Origin of the sequence: Paradesulfitobacterium ferrireducens, assembly GCF_017310645.1 — a bacterium.
Classification (GTDB): Bacteria; Bacillota; Desulfitobacteriia; order Desulfitobacteriales; family Desulfitobacteriaceae; genus Paradesulfitobacterium; species Paradesulfitobacterium ferrireducens.
In genome coordinates, this window is the sequence record NZ_JAFLRH010000019.1 from 1 (window position 1) to 19,140 (window position 19,140).

19 protein-coding genes are annotated in these 19,140 nt (G+C 49.4%); all 19 read left to right on the forward strand.

The features are described 5' to 3' along the window. Positions 1–406: 406 nt before the first annotated feature. The 19 genes from J0X21_RS07305 (at position 407) to J0X21_RS07395 (ending at position 19,036) form a co-directional block, all read left to right on the forward strand. Positions 407–1,291, forward strand: a complete 885-nt coding sequence (locus J0X21_RS07305; RefSeq protein ID WP_206811538.1) for a branched-chain amino acid ABC transporter permease — start codon at positions 407–409, stop codon at positions 1,289–1,291. Further along, entirely contained in the window at positions 1,278–2,324 is a 1,047-nt protein-coding gene (locus J0X21_RS07310; RefSeq protein ID WP_206811539.1) for a branched-chain amino acid ABC transporter permease, read from the forward strand. Before J0X21_RS07305 ends, J0X21_RS07310 begins: the two co-directional genes overlap by 14 nt. After that, a complete protein-coding gene (locus J0X21_RS07315; protein WP_206811540.1) occupies positions 2,305–3,039 on the forward strand; it encodes an ABC transporter ATP-binding protein in 735 nt (244 codons plus the stop codon). Before J0X21_RS07310 ends, J0X21_RS07315 begins: the two co-directional genes overlap by 20 nt. Next, the gene (locus J0X21_RS07320) at positions 3,023–3,727 is read left to right on the forward strand and encodes an ABC transporter ATP-binding protein (RefSeq protein ID WP_206811541.1); all 705 of its coding nucleotides are present in this window, start codon (positions 3,023–3,025) and stop codon (positions 3,725–3,727) included. Before J0X21_RS07315 ends, J0X21_RS07320 begins: the two co-directional genes overlap by 17 nt. 10 nt (positions 3,728–3,737) lie before the next feature. Continuing rightward, positions 3,738–4,595 carry an isocitrate lyase/PEP mutase family protein gene (locus J0X21_RS07325; protein WP_206811542.1) on the forward strand — a complete coding sequence of 286 codons (858 nt, stop codon included), beginning with the start codon at positions 3,738–3,740 and terminating at the stop codon, positions 4,593–4,595. Between the two features lie 57 nt (positions 4,596–4,652). Next, positions 4,653–5,912, forward strand: a complete 1,260-nt coding sequence (locus tag J0X21_RS07330; RefSeq protein ID WP_206811543.1) for a 3-isopropylmalate dehydratase large subunit — start codon at positions 4,653–4,655, stop codon at positions 5,910–5,912. A 5-nt stretch (positions 5,913–5,917) separates the two neighbouring features. Beyond that, positions 5,918–6,412 carry a 3-isopropylmalate dehydratase small subunit gene (locus J0X21_RS07335; RefSeq protein ID WP_206811544.1) on the forward strand — a complete coding sequence of 165 codons (495 nt, stop codon included), beginning with the start codon at positions 5,918–5,920 and terminating at the stop codon, positions 6,410–6,412. Then, positions 6,412–7,398, forward strand: coding sequence for an electron transfer flavoprotein subunit alpha/FixB family protein (locus J0X21_RS07340; protein ID WP_206811545.1), 987 nt, complete (start codon positions 6,412–6,414; stop codon positions 7,396–7,398). Before J0X21_RS07335 ends, J0X21_RS07340 begins: the two co-directional genes overlap by 1 nt. Further along, positions 7,376–8,269 carry an electron transfer flavoprotein subunit beta/FixA family protein gene (locus J0X21_RS07345; protein ID WP_206811546.1) on the forward strand — a complete coding sequence of 298 codons (894 nt, stop codon included), beginning with the start codon at positions 7,376–7,378 and terminating at the stop codon, positions 8,267–8,269. Before J0X21_RS07340 ends, J0X21_RS07345 begins: the two co-directional genes overlap by 23 nt. 114 nt (positions 8,270–8,383) lie before the next feature. Beyond that, positions 8,384–9,745, forward strand: coding sequence for an FAD-dependent oxidoreductase (locus J0X21_RS07350; RefSeq protein ID WP_206811547.1), 1,362 nt, complete (start codon positions 8,384–8,386; stop codon positions 9,743–9,745). 95 nt (positions 9,746–9,840) lie between these two features. Continuing rightward, positions 9,841–10,530: an isochorismatase family protein gene (locus tag J0X21_RS07355; protein ID WP_206811548.1), complete on the forward strand. Its 690-nt coding sequence runs from the start codon at positions 9,841–9,843 to the stop codon at positions 10,528–10,530. 20 nt (positions 10,531–10,550) lie between these two features. Continuing rightward, on the forward strand, positions 10,551–11,924 hold the full coding sequence (locus tag J0X21_RS07360) for a dihydroorotase (protein WP_206811549.1): 1,374 nt from the start codon (positions 10,551–10,553) through the stop codon (positions 11,922–11,924). Between the two features lie 55 nt (positions 11,925–11,979). Further along, positions 11,980–13,935 (forward strand): oxidoreductase, encoded by a 1,956-nt coding sequence (locus tag J0X21_RS07365; RefSeq protein WP_206811550.1) that lies wholly within the window; start codon positions 11,980–11,982, stop codon positions 13,933–13,935. Positions 13,936–14,000: 65 nt separating this feature from the next. Further along, positions 14,001–14,318, forward strand: coding sequence for a hypothetical protein (locus tag J0X21_RS07370; protein WP_206811551.1), 318 nt, complete (start codon positions 14,001–14,003; stop codon positions 14,316–14,318). A gap of 21 nt (positions 14,319–14,339) precedes the next feature. Beyond that, positions 14,340–16,295 carry a heterodisulfide reductase-related iron-sulfur binding cluster gene (locus J0X21_RS07375; protein WP_206811552.1) on the forward strand — a complete coding sequence of 652 codons (1,956 nt, stop codon included), beginning with the start codon at positions 14,340–14,342 and terminating at the stop codon, positions 16,293–16,295. A gap of 189 nt (positions 16,296–16,484) precedes the next feature. Next, complete coding sequence (locus tag J0X21_RS07380) at positions 16,485–16,670, forward strand: hypothetical protein (RefSeq protein WP_206811553.1); 186 nt, start codon at positions 16,485–16,487, stop codon at positions 16,668–16,670. A 166-nt stretch (positions 16,671–16,836) separates the two neighbouring features. Beyond that, positions 16,837–18,015, forward strand: a complete 1,179-nt coding sequence (locus J0X21_RS07385; RefSeq protein ID WP_206811554.1) for an MFS transporter — start codon at positions 16,837–16,839, stop codon at positions 18,013–18,015. Between the two features lie 60 nt (positions 18,016–18,075). Next, complete coding sequence (locus J0X21_RS07390) at positions 18,076–18,561, forward strand: type I glutamate--ammonia ligase (RefSeq protein WP_206811555.1); 486 nt, start codon at positions 18,076–18,078, stop codon at positions 18,559–18,561. Then, positions 18,497–19,036: an acetamidase/formamidase family protein gene (locus tag J0X21_RS07395; protein WP_268939357.1), complete on the forward strand. Its 540-nt coding sequence runs from the start codon at positions 18,497–18,499 to the stop codon at positions 19,034–19,036. The genes J0X21_RS07390 and J0X21_RS07395 overlap by 65 nt, the downstream gene beginning before the upstream one ends. The last annotated feature ends 104 nt before the right edge of the window (positions 19,037–19,140 follow it).

The following is a 19,140-nucleotide window of genomic DNA, read 5'->3' on the forward strand; positions in this document are numbered from 1 at the left end:
TAAACAGATTGTATGGCATAAAGCGAAGTAGCATTTTTAGACTTGGATATACTAAGCCGCATAGCAACAATCCCCTCCAATCCCTTACATTATAACACATTACGCAAAATTACGCACTAATAATTGAAGAGAATTTGACATTTTTCCAATAAAAAAAGCCCTGTTTTCAAGGCTTGTAGGGATTTCTATATAAACGCAAGTGTCAAAGACCCGAGAATATCAACGCCCAGGCAGTGCTGATCCAAATCCAAAACGGGAAGCAAGTAGTAGTTTACCCTGAAAAATATGCCCAAGCGAAGCTGATTTTCCCAATGAAGTAACACAATCAAATCCGGGAGCGGGTTGCATAGCCCGCTCCCGGATCCCACACTTAGCATAAAAAGAACAGAATGAACGGAGGGAAAAGATGAGTGGCGCGGCCATACTACAGGCAACTGCTGACGGGATTTTGATGGGTGGGGTGTATGCCGTTACGGCCATCGGATTAACACTAATCTTTGGCGTTATGGAAATTGTTAACTTTGCTCATGGAGCTTTAATGATGCTGGGGATGTATGTTACCTACTGGCTGTTTACGTTATTCGGAATTAACCCTTATTTAACAATTCCGGTAAGTATTGCAGTCATGTTTATAATAGGGTGGCTCATGCAGAGGTATTTATTAAATAAAATTATCAATGCACCTCAGCACAATCAGCTGCTCTTAACTTTAGGTGTCATGTTGTTTCTTGAGAATCTTGCCCTTTTTGTATGGTCTCCGGATTTCAGGAGCATCAATGTTCCGGGCCTTGATACCTCAATTCAGTTGGGGGTTGTGTCTATCAACAAGCCAAAACTACTGGCTTTCGCTTTCGCGCTTATTCTAACGGCGGTTTTATTTATCATTTTACAGAAAACCGTTTTAGGAAAATCTATCCGTGCCACTTCACAGGAACGAGACGGAGCAAGTCTAGTCGGGATTAAAGTAAAAAATATTAATGCGATTGCTTTTGGAATCGGTACGGCCTGCGCCGGAGTAGCAGGTTCATTGATTGTTCCGTTTTTCTTCACATCACCGGGAGCCGGTGCGGTATTTCTTCTCCGATCTTTTGTCGTGGCTATTCTAGGAGGCCTCGGTAACTTTTGGGGTGCACTGGTCGCCGGTCTGATTGTCGGGTTGGCAGAATCCCTCAGCGGGCTGTTTCTCTCAGGAAGTTGGAATGATTTAGTGATCTACGGCATTTTTGTGCTTGTACTTTTGTTAAGACCGACGGGTCTCTTCGGAGGGGGGCGTCTCAGTGGCTCGCACTAAAAAAGGCGGTTCTGTTGCTAAAAGCAAGGCGATGTTAGGCTGGGCTCTTCCCGTGATAATTATCTTATTGGTATTACCTTGGTTCGTAAACAGCTACTTGCTTAATCTTTTAATTATGGTAGCTTATGGTGCATATCTGTCCCAGTGTTGGAATGTAATGAGCGGGTACGCTGGGCAATTCTCTTTCGGGCACGCCGCTTTCTTCGGTTTAGGAGCCTACACTTCATCATTGCTCTTTGTAGATGCCGGGTTTTCCCCTTGGCTGGGGATGATCGCGGGGGCTCTGGTGGCCGGATTAATAGGGTTAATTATCGGCTACCTTTCTTTCCGCTATAAACTAAAAGGTCATTACTTCGCGCTTGCAACCTTAGCTTTCGCAGAAATACTACGGGCGATCTTTACCAATACTCCGTTCTTCAAGGGGGCTATGGGAATACTGATACCCATTTCTTCCAAGTCGACAATGTTTCAATTCAGTAAAAAAGTATATTACTTTTATGTAATTTTCGCCTTGCTTGTTTTGCTGACAGTTTTGCTGCGCTATATTTCCCGGACCCGTTTAGGCTTGTATTTTGTAGCCATTCGGGAGAATGAAGATGCGGCTGCAGCGCTGGGTGTGAATGTTTTCCGGTATAAACTGGCTGCTTTGGCCATTAGTGCCTCACTGACTGCACTGGCCGGAACATTTTATGCTCAATATTTTTCCTACATTGATCCTAATTTGGTCTTTGGATCCGAGGTTTCAATCAATGCGATTATTCCCGCCATTATTGGAGGGGTTGGCACAGTTTGGGGGCCTATTCTCGGTTCACTTGTCCTCACGCCGATTTCTGAGCTTACCGGCACCTTGCTCGCTAATTACAGCGGTATGAACTTGATGGTTTACGGCTTTATTTTAATCATCGTCATCATATTCCTTCCTGAAGGGGTAATGGGTTGGATTCAAAATAGACGTACCCAGTATAAGGTCAAGCAGGACAAATCCGCGCTGGCAAGGAAGGAAGGGAAAATTCATGAAACTCCTCTCAGCTAATCGCCTGACCAAAAAATTTCTGGGTCTGGTGGCTGTTAAAGAAGTTGATTTAATGATCAACCAGGGTGAAATCCTGGGCTTGATTGGGCCCAACGGAGCCGGCAAGACTACCCTTTTTAATATGCTTTCCGGTTACTACCGGGCCGACGGGGGGCAGGTACTGTTTAAGGGAGAAGATATTACAAACCTTGAGTCGCATCAAATATGTAAAAAAGGGTTGGCAAGAACCTTTCAGATCGTAAAACCTTTTGGCAAGCTTTCTGCTTTAGAAAACGTAATGGTCGGTGCTTTTAACCGCGCCAGAAATTACCCCGAAGCCGCTGAGATTGCTGCACATTATCTGGCATTTGTCGGGTTGGACCACAAAAAAGAAACTCAGGTCAAAGAACTGACGATTGGTGACCAGCGCAAGCTGGAAATGGCAAGAGCCTTGGCTACCGGTCCACAGCTGTTGCTTTTGGACGAGGTGATGGCCGGGCTGACTCCGACGGAAGTGAGCATGGTTATGGATTTGGTGCTAAAAGTACGGGAAAACGGGGTTACCGTTCTCATGATCGAGCATATTATGGCGGCTTTAATGAAACTATCTGACAGGGTTCTGGTCCTTCATCACGGTGAGAAACTGGCTGAAGGAACGCCTGCCGAGATTGTTAAAAATCCAAAGGTTGCGGAGGCCTACTTAGGGGAGGTGGAGATGCTTGCTAACTATCAATGACCTTTATGTAGGCTACGGTGATACTTTAGTCGTACAAGGTGTGTCGCTGGATGTAGCAGAAAGCGAACTGGTTTCCTTGGTTGGAGCCAACGGTGTAGGCAAAACCACTCTGCTCAAAACAATCTCCGGCTTGGTGCGAGCGAAATCAGGTGAAATTCTTTTTATGGGAGAAAACATTACCCGTTTGGCACCTGACGAAATTGTTGCCAGAGGTTTAATTCAGGTTGCGGAGGGCAGGAAGCTTTTTCCGGCCATGACAGTTTTGGAAAACTTAGAATTAGGTGCTTATACAAAAGAGGCTCATAAACAGAAAAAGCGAAACTTTGAACTGGTTTTTGAAATGCTCCCTGATCTTAAAACCAAGGCCCGTAACATGGCCGGCACCTTAAGCGGGGGGCAGCAGCAGATGCTGGCCATCGGAAGAGGACTCATGTCCGCCCCCAAGCTATTGATTCTGGATGAACCTTCAATCGGTTTATCTCCTTTATTAACACAAACAATGTTCGAGATTATCGGCAAAATCAAGGAGCAAGGGGTTACGTTGATGCTTGTAGAACAAAACGTGCATCACGCTTTGGGGATGGCGGACCGGGGGTATGTGATTGAACAAGGCCGGATTGTTCTCAGCGGCCCTGCTATGAAACTACTGCATGATGAACATCTAAAGAAAGCTTACTTAGGAATGTAAGGGGATACGTATGCGAACAACAACCCAACTGCGCCAATTGCTGCTAGCAGGCGAATTAATCGTAGCCCCTGGTGCTGCCGATGCACTTGTCGCCAGAATCATTGAGCAGGCCGGGTTTCCTGCCCTTTACTTGACGGGTGCAGGAGTTGCCTATACGACGGTGGGGCCGGATCTTGGCCTGCTCGGCATGAGCGAAATGGTGAACAGGCTGGAATATATCTGTGAGGCGGTCAGGGTGCCGGTTATTGCTGATGGAGACACCGGCTATGGCAATGCCCTTAATGTCATCCGCACAGTCAAGGCGTATGAAAAAGCCGGGGCGGCTGCTATTCAACTGGAAGACCAGGTAATGCCCAAAAAATGCGGCCATTTGGCAGGTAAACAACTTATCGAAGCAAGTGAAATGGTCCATAAGATAAAAGCTGCAGTCGATGCACGTCTCGACTCGGATTTCGTGATCGTGGCGCGAACGGATGCACGGGCGGTGCTGGGACTGAATGCGGCAATCGAGCGCGCCCAACTTTACCTAGAGGCCGGGGCGGATGTTATTTTTGTTGAGGCACCGGAGTCTATTGAGGAAATGAAAGAGATTAACTGCCGGCTCAATGCCCCGACTTTAGCCAATATGGTTGAGGGGGGCAAGACACCGCTGTTGCCTAATCAGAAGTTGAAGGAAATCGGGTACAACATCGTGATTTATCCGAATTCCGCGATTAGAGTGATGACGAAAGCAGTTAGCCGGCTTATGGACGCCTTAAAAGAATCCGGTACAACTCAGGGACAACTAGATCAAATGTTTTTATTTAATCAAGTAAATAACATTATAGGGTTAGACCGGTGGAAAGAACTGGAGAAGAAGTATCAATAATAACCGTAAGAGTCGAAGAAAAGTCAGGGTAATTAAATATGCAAAGGGGAAGGGAGAATGGGCTTAACAATAACGGAAAAAATCATGGCCCGGGCCAGCGGCAGGGAGACAGTACGTCCGGGTGAACTGGTCTGGGTTAATGTGGATATGGCCATGATGCAAGATTCCGGGGGGCCAAGGAGGATAGCCAATCATCTCGAGCACCTGAATGCATCGGTTTGGAATCCCGATAATATTACGATCGTCTCAGATCATTTCGTTCCGCCCAGTAACGAAACGGAGGCTCGTATTCAGGCCATAACCAGGGCATGGGTAAAAAAATACGGTATTAAGAAATTCCATGAGTTTGAAGGAATCTGTCATATTGTACCGATAGAAAAGGGTTATGTAAGGCCGGGAATTTTGATGGTGGGCGGAGACTCACATAGCTGCACCGGAGGAGCCATGGGCGCGATGGTGGTGGCTCTAGGTTCCACGGATATGCTGGGTGTTGTTGTAACCGGGAAAACTTGGCTGCGTGTTCCTGAAACAATCAAAATCGTATGGGAAGGCAAATTGCCTCCGGGGACATATGCCAAAGATATGGTTCTGGCCAATCTTAAGCAGCTCGGAACTGCCGGAGCAACCTACAAAGTGCTTGAATTTACCGGAGATACAGTTAGAAATCTGCCCCTTGATGAGAGAATTATTCTGACGAATATGTCGATCGAAATGGGTGCCAAGACCGGAATCATTGAGCCTGACGAGACAGTGCTCAAATATATGGAAGAAAAAAAAGTTGAGTTTAACCCGGTTTACAGCGATCCGGATGCGGAGTACAGTCGAATTCTTGTATGCGAGGCGGAAGAGCTTGAACCTTTGGTTGCCTGCCCTCATAGTCCGGATAATGTGGCGGCTGCGGCTTCACTCAGTGGAGTTTCTGTTGATCAAGCTTATATCGGAGGTTGCACCGGAGGCAAATATCACGATCTGGCGACGGCTGCAGGCATTCTCAAAGGGCAGAAGGTTGCGGCGGGCACAAGATTATTAGTCGCACCGGCTTCACAGAAAGTTTTGCAGCGGGCTTTAGCCGACGGAGTTCTGGAAACTCTGCTAAACGCCGGGGCAACCCTGTTGCCTCCTGCCTGCGGACCATGTGGGGGCCTAAGCATGGGTGTATTAAGCGACGGAGAGCGTTGTATTTCTTCAACAAACCGCAACTTCCGCGGACGGATGGGAAGCAGTGATTCCGAAGTCTACCTGGGATCAGCCGCTACAGTGGCTGCGTCTTCGGTGACTGGCCGTATTACTGATCCGAGGGAGTTCATAAGGAGCTGAACGAGATGGAGACAATTAGGGGCAGGGTCTGGAAATTTGGAGACGATGTCAATACGGATGTCATAGCTCCTGGAAAATATCTTAAATTGCCGAATGACGAGATGGCCAAGCATGTCTTTGAAGGAATCGATCCGGAACTGCCGGAAAAGATCAAACCCGGAGACATTGTTGTCGGAGGCGCAAATTTCGGCTCCGGATCAAGCCGGGAAAGTGCTCCGGCTGCAATTAAGTATGCCGGAGTGAGTGCCGTAGTAGCTGTGTTTTTTGCCCGAATTTTCTTCCGGAATGCCATTAATTTGGGGCTGCCCGTATTGGAATGCCCCGAGTCTGATAAGATCCAGCAGGGTGACGAATTAGAGATCGATTTGGTCAACGGGACTATCCGCAATCTTACCCGGGGTGAAGTTTACCAGGCAAGCCGCTTGCCCGAACACATTCAGGAGTTGATCAAAGTAGGCGGGCTAGTTCCGCACCTTGAACAAGAACTGGAGGATAGGTAATGCAGATCTGGGTTGTAGTAGAAGGGGATGACCATGGTCTGCGCGAAAGTTCACGAGAGGTTCTGACCGCAGCAACCACTGTTGCCGGAGGGGTTCTTGCAGCTGCTGTTGTACTGGCGCCGGATAAGGAAAATTTAGTTCAAGAAGTCATGGAATTTGGTCCGCAAACAATTTATCTTCACGAAGAGGGGTCACCCAGTGTGACAGGAGAAGATTATGCGGAGTTTCTAGGTGAATTGATTGAACGCGAAAGACCCGGGCTAGTGCTCGCGGCCGAAACTCAGTTTGGGAAGGGACTTCTATCTAGAACCGCCCTGCAATACCGGATGCCCATTTTTCCTGATTGCCTCGGTATTTCTCAAGGGCCGGAGAGCCTGCTCTTTGAACGTCTCTGGTATGGGGAACGCGTAAGTGCTTTGCTCACATCCGCAGCGGAACGACCGGTTTTGGCTACTTGGCGTGAAGGTATAGTAAATGTTAAGAAGTGTCCGGGGCTGAACAGTACGGTGCAGAAGGTACGTCCACAGGTTCAAACACTAAACTTAACTCGTTTTCTGGAAGAAGTAAAAGCTGATCCCCTAACGGTGGATCTGAGTGAAGCAGAAGTTATTGTTGCCGGTGGTGGGGGTATGGGTTCAGCAGCAGGTTTTCAGCTGATTCAAGAACTTGCTGAACTGATCGGCGCGGCTGTCGGTGGATCCAGGGTGGCCCGTGACAATGGTTGGATTCCCCTGAAGCGGCAGATCGGGCAAACCGGGAAGACTGTGGCTCCCAGGTTGATTATTTCCTGCGGAATCTCAGGTGCAACCCAACATACTTTCGGCATGCGCGATGCGAAGAAAATAATTGCTATCAATAAAGATAAGAATGCGCCCATATTCAAGATTGCCGATGCCGGGATCGTTGGGGATGTGCATGAGGTATTGCCGGAATTAATTAAGCGGATAAAGGAGGGCAAGCAGAATGCCAGGCCGGTGGGAGCATGATCTGGAAATCGCGGTCCCGGTCGGCTTCTGGCCGCACCGGGCAGGCCCCCTTACCATTGAAAATGGATGTCTCTCGGAAAAGACGGAAATCGTTTATGATTTAGGTCATTTAGACCACTATGCCTTGGAAGAGGCTCTTAAGTGGAAAGACCGATGGGGAGTAAAGGTTACGGTTGTGTCAGTCGGTCCTGAGACGCACGAAGAAGGGATGCGCCAGGCGCTAAGCCTGGGAGCCGATGAGGCTGTGCGCCTTTGGGATGAGAGTTTGGAAAGTTTTTTTCCGTCAGCAGCTGCCGTGAAAGCCCGGATGCTGGCGGCCTGGATTTCAGAGCGTGGTTGCCTGTTGGTTTTATGCGGGGACAAATCAAGTGGCAGCGGATCAGGAATGGTTGGGAGGTATCTGGCCCACTTTCTGGCCAGACCCAATTTGGTAAGCGTCATTCAAATAGACCCTTTGAGCGAATCCAAGTTAAAAGTAACGTGCAGAGGGGAAAAAGGCAGCAGGCTGATATACGAGTGCCCAATTCCCGTCGTGCTGTCTGTCGGCAGAGGTTCAGAAACGCGCTATCCCACCCTTCCGGGACGGTTGGCAGCCCGCCAAGCGGAAATTCCGGTTTTTAATTTAGCCCAGCTTCAGGTTGAACCGGCTGAGATTGGGGTGCTGGCTTCCTATGCACGCACAGCCCGCCTCGCACCGGCGCGCCTCAAACCGAAGAAAATCTTAACGCCGGACAGTTCGATGTCAGCTTCAGACAGAATGAAAATGATTCTCTCCGGCGGAGTTAAGAAAAAAAAGGGCAATGTGGCTGAAGGCAGCCAAGGTGGGGCAGCTCAAATCTACGATTTGCTTCGTCAAGAGGGGCTAGTATAGAGTTTTTTTAAGGCAGTGTTGAAAAATCAAGGGATGTTTCAGAACGTTGTTGCCATGGATGGAACGATTAGGATGAATTCCATTTGAAATCTTGAATGGATGGGAGGGAAGCTTATGAATTGGGACGCCGAGGTTGATATTGCAGTGGTGGGTGCCGGCGGCTGCGGCTTGGTAGCTGCATTGGCAGCTTCAGATCAGGGGGCTGAGGTTGTCATCTTAGAAAAAACGGAGCACGTGCTGGGCAATACCGCCAGCAGCGCGGGGATGATCCAAGCGGCCGGTACACGCTTCCAGCGAGAGCTCGGAATTGACGATTCTCCGGAGCAAATGGCGAAAGATATTTTTCATAAGAATGGACATGAGAGTGACCCGGAGTTGACCTTAGCAGTTTGCCGCGCCTCGGGGCCAATGGTGGAATGGATGGTCGACAAGCTGGGGATTGAACTTTCCCTGTTCACGGAATTCAAATGGCCGGGGCACTCCCATCACCGCATGCATGCACCCAAATCCAGAAGCGGGCTGGAATTGATCAACCAGCTGCGCCGTGAAGTGGCCAAGCGTGAAGATATTTACTTGATGCTTAAATCCCCGGTAACCCGGTTATTGACCGGGGGCGACGGGCAGATTATCGGGGTGGAAACCAGTACACCTGACGGTATTCAAAGGATTGGAGCCAAAAAGGTCATTTTGGCTAGCAATGGTTTTGGCGGTAATAAGGAGATGGTACAACAATATATTCCCGAAATGGCAGAAGTCCTGTACTTTGGGTATGAGGCAAATACTGGGGATGCTATTAAGTGGGGGCTCGAACTGGGAGCTCAAGTGGAAAATATGACTTGCTTTCAGGGGCATGCCTCAGTGGCTTCCAGCCACGGCATCCTCGTAACCTGGGGGGGAGTCATGAGCGGGGGGTTCCTGGTAAACCAATTGGGTAAGCGGTTTGGAGATGAAAGCGAGGGGTATTCCGAGTATGCCCTGGAGGTCATGAAGCAGCCGGGCAGGATTGCCAACTACATTATGGATGAGGAGATACACCAAAATCTCTTGAGTATTGAGGATTATAAAAACCTAGCCCAGCTTCATGGGCTAAAGATAGCCGATACGCCGGAGGGACTGGCGCAAAAGTTGGGACTGCCTGAAGCCGGCTTAGCAGCTACCATTGAGCAATTTAACCAAGCTGTTCAGGACGGACAGGACTCTTTTGGACGGACTTGGTTTCCGAAAAAGCTCAAACCTCCATTTTATGGGGTCAAGGTTGAGCCGGCTTTATTCCACACCCAAGGAGGTCTGAAAATCAACGTCAACGCCCAAGTGTTAAACACTAAAGGTGAGCCTATTCCAAATTTATACGCAGGTGGGGGTGCGGCCGTAGGAGTTTCAGGCCGTAAGCCTAAAGGATATATGTCAGGCAATGGACTGCTGGCAGCCTTAGGCTTCGGCTTCATCGCGGGACGGCATGCGGCAGAAAATCTTTAAGCAAACGTGATATAGGTTTGAATAGCTAAGCGGTATAGGCCTAAGAAATTGAGGCCATAAAAAACCAACTAAAACTGTCGAAGGAGGAAATGAAAATGGCAAGAGTTTGGGAAGATCTACTTACGGATGTGGACAGGTTGGTCATTGAAAAAGGCGGGTATGGCAAGAGCCGTGGTTTGGGTCAAAAACCCCTGCTCATGATTATTGATGTGCAGCCGAATTACGTGGGGGAAGATGTACCCATCGAACAGCAACTGGAACGCTGGCCTTCGGGCGGTGGCTCGGCTGCTTGGGCGGCCATCCGCAATATCCAGCGCGTGCGCGAGGCTGCCCGTGCCGCTGGAGTCCCGGTCTTTTACTCGCGCAATGTGCAAAAGAAAACCATTGCTTTTGACGGCTTTGCCACGAAAACCAACCGTGACCAGAGCAAATACCTCGACGGCCGTCCGGAGACTCAGATCGTGCCTGAGCTGGCTCCTGCGGACAATGAGCTTGTGATTGATAAGGCCTATGCCAGCGTGTTTTATGGCACCCCTTTGCAAAGCTACCTGGTGAAATTAAGGATAGATACCATTATTATTGTCGGCGGCTCCAGCAGCGGCTGCTGCCGGGCAACAGCGGTGGATGCGGTGACGCGCAACTACAATGTAGCCATGATTGAGGATGCCGTGTATGACCGGATTCAATTGTCCCATAAAGCGGCTTTGCTTGACCTGTGGATGAAGTATTGCGATGTCGTTGACAGTGATAACATTATTAACTACTTCCAAAGCCTGAAGAAATAAGCAGGAAGGAGAGTTTTGAGATGGATCTTCTAATCAAAGGTGCTCAGGTTGTATTTGCTGATAGAGTGGACATGGCCGACATCGGAGTTACGGACGGGAAAATTGCCGGTATTTTTTCGCCCGGCGCTGCCCCGCAAGCAGACCGCATCCTTGATGCCGCAGGGCTCCATGTTTTCCCCGGGGTGATTGACCCCCACATGCACCTGGGCATCTACAATAGTATGGCAACTGATTTTGCCGAGGATACCAAAGCCGCGGCCATCGGCGGTATCACCTCCATCGTCAATTATTATCGCGGCAAAGAATCATATAAGGAAAGTGTGCCTAACTTGATTGAAGTGGGAGAAAAAAATAGTCTGATAGACTTTGGTTTTAGCCTAGGCCTGCTGACGAAACAGCATGTGGCTGAAGTTGAAGAGTATGCCCGCGAGTTTGGGGTGACTTCTTACAAGTTCTATCGTAATTACCAGGATGATGTCAAAAGAATCTTTGGGGTAGAAGATCCTTTGACTTTGGATTCTGCTGATATGATGTTCATTCTGCGTGATTTTGCGAACAAGTCTCCTAAGCTTTCTTTATGTGTTCATTGTGAAGATATGGATTTGCAACGCAAAGTGGCTGCGGAAGTTAAAGCGGAGAATGCTCAAGACACCTTGGCCTTTTTCGCCCGCACCAGTCCGGATTACGCTGAAACGGTATCTGTAATGCAGGCACTCTATCTCAATCATTTAGTAAACGGCAATATGTATATTGTGCATTTGAGTGCCGGTTCAAGTGTGAATTTTATCGACACTGCCCCTGAACTAAGAGAAAAAGGAGTTACGGTGGAAACTTGTCCGCACTATCTGGTCTTAACGGAGGATTCCCCGGCGAATTTACTGGCCAAGGTTAACCCGCCGATCCACACGGCCCAGGACGCGGAGAAGTTATGGGAAGGCATACGCGCAGGACTTATTACAACACTGGGCTCTGATAACTGCCCAAGCAATCTGGATAAGAAGTACAGCAAGGGCAAGGATGTCTGGGGCACCTTGCCTGGATTCCCGGGTGCAGGCCTTATATTGCCGGTTCTGATCAGCGAAGGGTACCATAAACGGGGTATTTCACTGGAGACAGTAGCCAAGGTCAGCAGCCAAAATACGGCCCAAGCCCTGAACCTGCCGCAAAAAGGCGGGATTCGGGTCGGAGCGGATGCTGATTTTGCCATCGTTGACTTGGAATGGGAACGGGAAGTCACCCCTGAACTTTTCGGCAGCTGTGACTACACGGTTTATGAGGGCATGAAATTTAAAGGGTGGCCGCGTTACACCATCAGCCGGGGTGAAATCATTGCTCAGGATGGCAAGATTTCTGCTGAATCCGGGCGGGGCCGCTATTTAAGGCGCAGTCTTTAATTTGTGCGCCCTGAAAGTAAGGCTTTCTTGAGAGCCATGAAAAGGGGAAAAAGTGATGTCCAGTTTACCCAATCTATTTAACCCGCTTGCAATAGGCCCTGTTGTTATCCGCAACCGCATTGCCAGTTCCGCGCATGTTACTAATTTCGCGCTTGATGGTTTCCCCACGGAACGCCATGCGTACTACCTGGCGGAAAAGGCCAAGGGCGGGATCGGACTGATTATTATGGAAGCGATGTATGTGCATCCATCTACCCACGCCCGGCGTACGGCCATAGCGGGGTACGCTCCCGCGATCATTCCCGCTCTGAAACAGGTTACTGCCAAGGTGCACGAACACGGAGCCAAAATATTCGTCCAACTTTTGCATATGGGACGTCAGATGGTTAGTACGGAAAGCCGTCTGCCGATTATGGCTCCCTCGGCTATTCCCAGCCAGAGCAAGAAAGAAATTCCCCATGCTATGACCGAACGGGAAATCGAGGAGATCATTAAAGCTTTTGGCGAGAGTGCCAAAATAGCCAAAGATGCAGGCTTTGACGGAGTCGAAATCCATGGCGCCCACGGGTATTTAATCCAACAGTTTTTGTCTCCGCACACCAATAAGCGCACAGACCAGTGGGGAGGAAGTTTGGACAATCGTTTGCGCTTCGCCCTCCGGGTAATCGATAAGGTTAAGGAAGTTTGCGGCTCAGACATGGCGGTCGGGATACGGCTTAGCGGAGATGAGTTTACGGACGGCGGCCTTACCCTTGATGACATGCAGCAAATTGCGGTGCGCCTCGAAGCTACAGGCAAGCTTAACTTTATTAACGTAAGCCAGTGCAATTATGACGGACTGAGCTTTGCCACCATGATTCCGGATATGCATTTTCCGTTTGGCTCTTTTGTGTACCTTGCTGCCGGAATCAAAAGCGTAGTGGCGGATATTCCGGTATTTACGGTTGGACGTATTATTGACCCCAGTCATGCCGAGCAAATTCTGGCTGACAATCAGGCTGATGTCGTGTGTATGACCAGGGCCACTCTGTGCGACCCGGAACTGCCGAATAAAGCGAAAGAGGATCGTCTGGATGACATCCGTTACTGCATCGGCTGTAACCAGGGCTGTGTTGGCATGATGCATCGCGGTTTCCCCATTACTTGTACGCAGAATCCGACCGTGGGATTAGAACGGGAGTTGGGCAGCGGCACCCTTGCTCCGGTCCTGAGGCCCAAACGGGTCTTGGTGATTGGGGGCGGCCCGGCAGGAATGGAAGCGGCCCGGGTGGCAGCCATCCGCGGCCATCAGGTTACTTTATGGGAAAAACAAAGCGTTCTGGGCGGGAATGTGGTGTTGGCCAGTTCAATTCCGGCCCGGCAGGAACTGAGCGGGGTTGTGCGCTATCTGAGCCATGAACTGGAGCGGTTGGGAGTTCAGATTAGGCTTAACACTGAGGGAACAGCTCAGCTAATCGAGCAAGAGCAGCCTGATGCAGTAATTGTGGCCACAGGTGCCCGGCCGCTGCTGCCTGAGTTAGAGGCGGCGGAAGTAAAGAGTGTACCGGTTGAAGATGTGGTGCAAGGAAAGACCGAAGTAGGGCAGAGAGTGGTGCTGGTGGATGATGACGGCCATTACCGGGCCACCAGTGTGGCCGAGTATCTGGCTGAACAGGAAAAAGAGGTGACCTTGATTACCCCGCGTACTATCGAAGGCTCGGATATAGTGCAAATAAGCTGGATTACCCAGCATACCAGGCTTCGTTCGGCAGGGGTAACCATTATTACCGGAAGCGGTGTTAGCGGAACTGAGGGGCATTCGGTTTTAGTGGAAGATCTTTATTCCGGGGATGAGTCTGAGTTAGAGGATATCGACAGCATTGTCATTGCAGGAGTTCGTCAAGCCTGTGACGAGTTGTTCTCAGAATTGCAGGGGAAAGTTCCGGAAGTATATACCATCGGAGATGCCATGGCTCCGCGTTCAATTCTCGAAGCGGTGCGGGAAGGGCATATGCTCGCCCGCAAACTGTAGGAGCGTAGGAGGATAAGTGGTGGAAAAACGCTGCCGGGCGCAACACGATCCATCAAGCGCAAGGAATGGCAGTTGGCCTGGTTCCCTTGGTCGGGAAAGTTATCACGGAAATAGACGCACTTGCCAATTTGGCGGATGTAACATGTACGGTAATTGCCAAAGGCGGAATCGACGGAGCTGAAGGGGCGGCAACTATGGTCTTGGCCGGAGAATCGGCTGCTGTCGCTCAAGCCGCAGAGATAGTGAATCAAGTAAAAGGCAGCAGAGTCAGCGGGATGGCAGAGAGCCTGATTGAGTGCCAGCCGGGAGGCACAGGCTGCCGCAATCATAAAGGGTGTTTTTATAAAGCAGGAAAGCAGAAGTTTCAGATAGAGAACCTATAATGCTGCAGAGGAGGGAAAGTCGTGCCGGCGCGGGAAGTGTACTGGAATATAACAAACCATACTGTGATGTACCTCTTATTTGTGGTCACACTTGCCATCTTCCTCTACGGAGCAGGCAGACAAATTTTACCCATAATGAAGGGGAAAAAACAAGCCGGTTTCGGAACGGATTTATTAGCGAGGGTTAAAGTTTTATGGCTGGAGGGAATAAAGCAGAGACGTATTCGCCGGGATTCTCTAGCCGGTTTTACGCATCTTTTTCTCTTTTGGGGTTTTGCCGTTCTCTTTATCGGCACGTTGATTGTAGCCCTTCAGGCGGATTTTGGCATTCATGTTCTGATTGGCCGCTTTTATCTTTGGTTTTCTTTGGCCTTGGATTTGGCCGGTCTTGCGGCTTTGATCGGAGTCTTTGGCCTGATTTACCGGCGTGTTGTTGTCCGGCCCGCCGGGTTAACGAGCATAACTGAAGACTGGATTTTACTGGTCTTGGTTGCACTGATTCTCGTGAGCGGTTTTTTGGTGGAAGGAGTGCGTCAAGCTGCCACGGCTGATCCATGGGCAGTTTGGTCGCCGGTGGGTTTTGCTTTTTCCCTGATGCTTAGTTCCTTCGGTGTTAATTTAGGAGTATTACACAAATTTTTATGGTGGCTCCATTTAACATTAGGGATGGGTTTACTGGCATACCTCCCGTTTGGTAAATTTCGGCATGTACTATTTGCGCCCGTTAATATATTGTTGTCTGCAAACAGCGAAACGGGCAGGATTCTTGCCTTAGATGTAAACACCCCCAGCCCGGTGTTCGGAGCGGGCAAGCTTGAAGGTTTCACGCGCAGGCACCTCCTGGCAAGCCTTGCTTGTACCCGCTGCGGCCGGTGTGAGCAAGGTTGCCCGGCTTTCCTGACTCACAAGTCCCTGTCGCCGAAAGAAATAAATGTGTCGTTAAGGGATTTCCTTTCCGGTAAAGAAGGGAAAGGAGAGAAGATTTATGAGCCTCTAGGGCCGTTAGCGACGGAAACGATTTGGTCCTGTACAACCTGTGGTTATTGTGAAAATCAATGCCCGGTTTTAATTGAGCAAGTGAGCCGCACGGTGGAAATGCGACGGAGTTTGGTTTTAGAGGAAGGCAGAGTCCCGGTAGAGATGCGGCAGGTTTTACGCAATCTTGACAAGCAGGGAAATCCCTGGGGTGAATGGAGCGGCTCCCGAGGACAATGGGCTCAAGGATCCGGCGTTCCCCTGCTGAAAGATAAAGGGAAAGCGGATGTGCTCTATTGGGTTGGCTGTATGGGCTCATTTGATGAGCGCTCCCGGAAGATTTCGGAGTCAATGCTTAAACTGCTCAAAGCCAGTCAAGTTGATTTTGCCATCTTGGGTGATGAGGAGAACTGCTGCGGAGATGCGGTCAGGCGAGTCGGAGAAGAGTATCTCTTTCAACAACTGGCCCGGGAAAACATTAAGACTTTAGAAAAGTATGGGGTGAAGAAAATAATTACGGCTTGTCCCCATTGTTATAATACGCTTAAAAACGATTACAGTTCGGGAATGGGTGCTCAGTTTGAGGTTCAGCATCATTCCGAGTTTGTCTTAGAGCTTATCCGCACGGGTTCTTTACCGATCACTGGGGAGTTAAGCAAAGCGGCAACTTACCATGATCCTTGTTATCTTGGACGTTATAACGTTGTTTATGAACAGCCGCGCCAGGTGCTCAACTGCATTCCCGGCCTGGAATTAAATGAGATGGAACGTCACGAGGAAAAAAGCTTTTGCTGCGGGGCCGGGGGCGGGCATATGTGGATGGATGAAGGATCAGGCGAGCGTGCCAGCCACCTCCGCGCCCGGGAAGCTATGGCTGCGGGCGTCAATACCGTTGTAACAGCTTGTCCCTTTTGCTTAACGATGATGGAGGATGGTACCCGTTCCAACGCGGATGAGATCGAAGTTTTAGATTTAGCGGAATTAGTGGCGAAAGTAATTTAGTGTTCAGGGCCATTCCCCCGGGAAAAGAATATTCTTTGAAGGGATGTGGCCCAAATTTATTATTCTTGGTGCAACATCTGTACAGGTCGCATTGTTAGGATTTAGATCGGTTCGGAATAGGTAGAGTATCGGGGAAAGTAAACCTGATGTCCCAGACGACAGGTGCATCCGGGGTCAGAACAGTTACGGTTGTCGGTTGGCCCGAAACTCGCCGCCTCCCTAAGCCTTGCTTCCGCTTGGCCGAATGCCCTAGAAGGGGCAACTGTAAGAAACATTTACACGGGTCTGAGCAATCAATTAGGTTTACTGGCAACTGATTTAGCCAAGGCTGGAGTGACTGCTGCCCAAGGTGCTGTCGATTGTGTTTTTGGGTAGCGGCTTGGACGAGAAAGGTATATTGGAAGGAGTTGAAAAAATAGTATAAGTCACCATAAAGAATATTCGGGTAGTTAAATCTGTGGTAAGATTAAGATGGTCTTTTACTACTTTTACCCAAGATAGACAGTCTTGTTTATAATCAGTATTATAAGGTGAACAGCCAATGACTTATACCGATAAAATCTTTACCCGCAACTACATCCTTACTTTCTTAGCAACCTTGTTTGTGTTCGGTTCGATTAATTACCTCATCCCGATCTTGCCGGTATATTTTCAGAACTTGGGCTATAACAACTCTGAGATCGGTTTAATTGTTAGTTCGTACTCTTTTTCGGCCATTTTTCTCAGACCGTTGATTGGGAAGTATGCTTCACTTTACGGCAGCAAGAAATTAATGCTGGCAGGCACAGTTATATTAACCCTTGCCAGCCCATTGTATTTATTCGCCAAAGCCATGTTGGCCTTGATCATCGTAAGGATCTTAAACGGGGCGGGTACCGCCAGTTTTGCGACCTCGTCTTCAATATTTGTTTCATATATTGCTCCTAAGAGGCGGCTGGCTCAGGCAATCGGGATTTATGTTACTTCCATCAGTTTGGCGACAGGACTCGCACCTACCCTGGGTTCTTGGCTCATGCAGGAATATCCTATTAAGATTGTATTACTGATCCCTGCTGTGGCGGCTTTGGCTGCCGTGATTTTCACGACTAAGATCGATTATCAGTTCTCACCGGCTCAGGAAAGCAGTACGAAATCATTTAAGGAAATTATCAAAGACAAAAATGTCATCATACCAAGTGTTACCTGGATCACTGCTTCTTTTACCATAGGGGTTGTGATGGCTTTTTTGCCTTTATATGTGCTCACGGTTCCGGGTACGAATGCCCCGCTCTTCTTTGCGGTTTATTCAATGACGCTCATTTCTATAAGATTTATCGGCGGCGGGTTGTCTGACCGCTTCGGGCGGATGAAAGTTATTGTCCCGTCCATGATGCTAATCGTCTCAGGTATTTTAGGACTGGCTTTTATCAGGGGGCCGCTGTCCCTGGCAGTATGTGCTATTGTCTATGGGCTGGGGTTCGGGCTTGCTTACCCGAGCATGGCGGCATTGGTCGTCGACAATTCAGATACCGCCAGCAGGGGAATGGCCCTTGGAATTTTCTCAGCATCTGTTGATGCCGGGCAATTTCTGGGGCCCTTTTCAATGGGAATAGTGAGTCACCTGGCAGGGTTTGAAGTCATGTTCGCGCTTACGGCACTGGTGCCGTTGCTGGGAGTGGCGTTTTTTTGGGTAATGTATGGCTTGCTGCCGCAGATTAAACGCAAAAATAAAGAGGAATAGCCCGGCTCACGGAGAATTATAAAAGTGTGGGGTTCTGTAGGTGGGCAGGAGGAGAAAGTAATGTTGAAAGAAATCCTTCGCACTGTCGCGGACAACGATATACGTTATCTGCAACTGCGGTTTGTAGACACTTCGGGAATTCTGCGCACGAAAGTAGTGTTAAAGCCGGCTTTTGAGGCTGCATTAAAGTACGGAGTCAATTTTTCCAAAGCTATTATGAGCTTCACTGCACTTGACCGGCTTGTGGATGAACCCTACTACAATGCTGCGGATGGAGATTTTTGGGCTGTTCCGGATCTCGGATCGTTTGCCTTGTCTCCGCTGCAGGCGGATACGGCCTATGTGTATTGCAACCTGCTGGAGCCCGATGGTTCTCCTTTTCCCGGGTGTTACCGGACTTTGCTAAGTAAGCTCCTTGCTGAAGTGGAGTCTGCCTGGGGTGGTTCGGTTGTGGGGGCCTTTGAACCTGAGTTTATGGTGATTGACGCCGAGCCAGCGGTTCTGGGACAGGGGGCTCAAATCTTTTGGCACCGCTCCCCCGAATGAGGATATCCCCTGCGGCACTCCAGGCCGCCACGGAGGGAATATGGATACCCGGCATATTGGCCCGGGAAGCAGGCTGTACCTGCCGGTGTTCGTGTCGGGGGCGAATCTGGCCATGGGGGATCTCCATGCGGTAATGGGCGATGGTGAAGTCTCGATCTGCGGGGTTGAAATTGCCGGAGAAGTTACGGTAAAAGTGGATCTGATTAAAGGAAAACAGTCGAAATGGCCTGTACTGGAGACCGCGACCGATTGGTATCTCATTGCCTCAGGGCAAGATTTGGATGAAGCGGCCCTTTTTGCCATGGAAGAGGCGACTGCATTCTTAATGAGACGAACCCAACTGCCCCTCAATGACGTGGTGTCTTTGCTCAGTATTGCCGGGAATCTTGAGATCAGCCAAGTGGTTGATCCCTTAAAAACGGTGCGCATGCGGCTGCCGAAGAAGGTTTATGAGCCCTATCAGCTGGCCTTTTAGGAACTGGATTGTTAAAGCAAGTCCCGGGGAGGAAGTCTTTCCGGGGCTTGTTTTGTTTAGAAAAATATTTCTTTTTAAAATTTTTCTTCGAAATTTTGATCTAA

Excerpts from the sequence above, each read along its gene's own strand:
- J0X21_RS07390 (WP_206811555.1), top strand. The coding sequence starts at position 18,076 with ATGTTGAAAGAAATCCTTCGCACTGTCGCGGACAACGATATACGTTAT.
- J0X21_RS07315 (WP_206811540.1), top strand. The coding sequence starts at position 2,305 with ATGAAACTCCTCTCAGCTAATCGCCTGACCAAAAAATTTCTGGGTCTG.
- J0X21_RS07360 (WP_206811549.1), top strand. The coding sequence starts at position 10,551 with ATGGATCTTCTAATCAAAGGTGCTCAGGTTGTATTTGCTGATAGAGTG.
- J0X21_RS07345 (WP_206811546.1), top strand. The coding sequence starts at position 7,376 with ATGCCAGGCCGGTGGGAGCATGATCTGGAAATCGCGGTCCCGGTCGGC.
- J0X21_RS07350 (WP_206811547.1), top strand. The coding sequence starts at position 8,384 with ATGAATTGGGACGCCGAGGTTGATATTGCAGTGGTGGGTGCCGGCGGC.
- J0X21_RS07330 (WP_206811543.1), top strand. The coding sequence starts at position 4,653 with ATGGGCTTAACAATAACGGAAAAAATCATGGCCCGGGCCAGCGGCAGG.
- J0X21_RS07305 (WP_206811538.1), top strand. The coding sequence starts at position 407 with ATGAGTGGCGCGGCCATACTACAGGCAACTGCTGACGGGATTTTGATG.
- J0X21_RS07365 (WP_206811550.1), top strand. The coding sequence starts at position 11,980 with ATGTCCAGTTTACCCAATCTATTTAACCCGCTTGCAATAGGCCCTGTT.
- J0X21_RS07325 (WP_206811542.1), top strand. The coding sequence starts at position 3,738 with ATGCGAACAACAACCCAACTGCGCCAATTGCTGCTAGCAGGCGAATTA.
- J0X21_RS07385 (WP_206811554.1), top strand. The coding sequence starts at position 16,837 with ATGACTTATACCGATAAAATCTTTACCCGCAACTACATCCTTACTTTC.
- J0X21_RS07340 (WP_206811545.1), top strand. The coding sequence starts at position 6,412 with ATGCAGATCTGGGTTGTAGTAGAAGGGGATGACCATGGTCTGCGCGAA.
- J0X21_RS07335 (WP_206811544.1), top strand. The coding sequence starts at position 5,918 with ATGGAGACAATTAGGGGCAGGGTCTGGAAATTTGGAGACGATGTCAAT.
- J0X21_RS07370 (WP_206811551.1), top strand. The coding sequence starts at position 14,001 with ATGGCAGTTGGCCTGGTTCCCTTGGTCGGGAAAGTTATCACGGAAATA.
- J0X21_RS07355 (WP_206811548.1), top strand. The coding sequence starts at position 9,841 with ATGGCAAGAGTTTGGGAAGATCTACTTACGGATGTGGACAGGTTGGTC.